The sequence below is a fragment of the Arthrobacter sp. 2YAF22_2 genome (assembly GCF_052114645.1).
Classification (GTDB): domain Bacteria; phylum Actinomycetota; class Actinomycetes; order Actinomycetales; family Micrococcaceae; genus Arthrobacter.
The window spans coordinates 1-1,656 of sequence record NZ_JBFRFD010000666.1 but is presented as its reverse complement, the minus strand read 5'-3'; the positions used below and the strand labels follow the sequence as shown (position 1 = coordinate 1,656).

Genomic DNA, 1,656 nt, shown 5'->3' with positions numbered 1-1,656 from the left:
GTCCCCGGAAGCGCTGTGCTCTTCTTCGTTACCGTGGTGCGGCATGGCTACTTCTTCTCGTCTTCGTCAACGATCTCGGCGTCAACGATGTCCTCGTCGGAAGCCGCGTGCTCGCCGGCCGGAGCACCCTGGGCGCCGGCGGCGCCGTCTGCGGCTCCGGGCTGGGCGTAGATAGCCTCGCCGAGCTTGGTCTGGGAAGCCTGGAGCTTCTCAAACGCGGTCTTGACGGCGGCGTCGTCCGTGCCTTCCAGCGCTGCCTTGAGGGCGTCGACGTCGGCCTGGACCTCGGTCTTGACCTCTTCCGGCAGCTTGTCGGCGTTGTCGGCGATCAGCTTGTCCACGGAGTAGGCGAGCTGCTCCGCAGTGTTGCGGGTGTCGGTCGCCTCGCGGCGGGCCTTGTCCTCTGCCGCGTGCTCCTCGGCGTCGCGGACCATGCGGTCGATGTCCTCCTTGGAGAGGCTGGAGCCGCCCGTAATGGTCATCGACTGCTCCTTGCCGGTGCCCTTGTCCTTCGCGGAGACGTGCACAATGCCGTTCGCGTCGATGTCGAAGGTGACCTCGACCTGCGGGACGCCGCGCGGAGCCGGCGCGATGCCGGTCAGCTCGAAGGTGCCCAGCGGCTTGTTGTCGCGGGTGAACTCGCGTTCGCCCTGGAAGACCTGGATCGCGACGGACGGCTGGTTGTCGTCAGCGGTGGTGAAGGTTTCGCTGCGCTTGGTGGGGATGGCCGTGTTGCGCTCGATCAGGTGCGTCATGACACCGCCCTTGGTCTCGATGCCCAGGGACAGCGGGGTGACGTCGATCAGCAGCACGTCCTTGCGCTCGCCCTTCAGGACACCGGCCTGCAGCGCGGCGCCGACGGCGACGACCTCGTCCGGGTTGACGCCCTTGTTCGGCTCCTTGCCGCCGGCCAGTTCCTTGACCAGCTCGGAGACGGCGGGCATGCGGGTGGAACCGCCGACCAGCACGATGTGGTCGATGTCGGACAGCTTGATGCCGGCTTCCTTGATGACATCGTGGAACGGCTTCTTGGTGCGCTCGAGCAGGTCCTTGGTCAGGTCCTGGAACTTGGCACGGGTCAGCTGCTCGTCCAGGTGGACCGGGCCGTCGGGGGTGACGGAGAGGTACTGGAGGGAGACGTTGGTGCTCGAGGAGGAGGAGAGCTCCTTCTTGGCCTGCTCTGAAGCCTCACGCAGGCGCTGCAGGGCGATCTTGTCCTTGGACAGGTCGATGCCCTTGACCTTGAGCTGGTTCAGCAGGTAATCCACGACGCGCTGGTCCCAGTCGTCGCCGCCGAGTCGGTTGTCACCGGCGGTGGAGCGGACCTGGATGGTGGAGAAGTCGTCTTCGTCCTTGCCTACTTCGAGGAGGGAGACGTCGAACGTTCCGCCACCGAGGTCGAAGACCAGGATGAGTTCGTCTTCCTTGCCCTTGTCCAGACCGTAGGCCAGGGCGGCCGCGGTCGGCTCGTTGACGATGCGGAGGACCTTGAGGCCCGCGATTTCGCCGGCTTCCTTGGTGGCCTGGCGCTCGGCGTCGTTGAAGTACGCGGGGACGGTGATCACGGCGTCGGTGACCTTCTCACCCAGGTACGATTCGGCGTCGTTCTTGAGCTTCATCAGGATGCGGGCGGAGATTTCCTGCGCGGTGTACTTC

General features: G+C 65.7%; 1 protein-coding gene. It reads right to left on the bottom strand.

What is annotated here, in order from left to right:
- Positions 1–47 precede the first annotated feature (47 nt).
- Positions 48–1,656 (bottom strand): molecular chaperone DnaK (gene dnaK, locus AB4Y86_RS18490; protein ID WP_441403600.1); only part of this gene is annotated, 1,609 nt, incomplete at its 5' end.